The organism is Mesorhizobium australafricanum (assembly GCF_033977265.1).
GTDB lineage: Bacteria > Pseudomonadota > Alphaproteobacteria > Rhizobiales > Rhizobiaceae > Mesorhizobium > Mesorhizobium australafricanum.
In genome coordinates this window covers 1-791 of record NZ_JAVIIT010000065.1, presented here as the reverse complement: position 1 = coordinate 791, position 791 = coordinate 1, and the positions used below count along the sequence as shown (strand labels likewise).

The following is a 791-nucleotide window of genomic DNA, read 5'->3' as shown; positions in this document are numbered from 1 at the left end:
ACGCCAGGACCGACTTCGTGTTCCTTCCCCTCAACAATGCCGCGCTTGGCGAGCAGGGCACCCACTGGTCGCTGCTGTTTGTCGATCTGCGCGGCTCCCAGCCGCTCGCCTCTCATTACGACTCCTCAGGCGGCCAAAACAGCGCGCTGGCACAAGAGCTCGCCGCAAAGCTGGGCGCCCGCCTGAAGCCGGTGCTGATGGCCCAGCAGGACAACAACTATGATTGCGGCGTCTTCGTCCTCGACGCCACCCGGGCGCTGACCGCACGCCTGGCTGAAGCCGAACCGCCCACCGGCCGGCCGCTCCACCTCGACACCCTCGTCGCCGACCGCCAGGCCTTGCTGGACCGCCTCAGGCCGCTTATCCGCTTCGGTCCATGAAGCTTGCTGCAACGGCTCGCCGACACTCCGGCCTGGTTGACCAGCGGATGATGGCGATTTAAGCGGTGCCACGACCGTCACAGCGACGTTTTAGGCAACCGGCTGCGGATCGTTCAACGGGCGGCATACAGGGGCGGGGCATCAGCCGGATCCGACAGCTTCACAACCGCAGCCGGACAGGCTTGTCGAATGGGAAGATGGGCGGGCTCGCCGCGAGTGCCTCCTTCGCGCCGGAAGTGATGATCTCGACTGCGTCCTGCCGCGATCTCCGCCGGCGCATGCGGATTGGACTAAGCCGCTGATCGCGGCGATTGGAGCCCCGGTTTAACAGGAGCCTCCCGACTGAGAAGATGAGGGTGTCAACAAAACACCTTTCAGTCAGGAGGTTCCCATGGGCAAGATCAGCCCTCT

1 protein-coding gene is annotated in these 791 nt (G+C 64.7%); it reads left to right on the top strand.

What is annotated here, in order from left to right; translation table 11 throughout:
* The coding region (locus tag RFM98_RS31185) for a Ulp1 family isopeptidase (protein WP_320312296.1) at nt 1-380 on the top strand (380 nt) is incomplete at its 5' end.
* Nucleotides 381-791 lie beyond the last annotated feature (411 nt).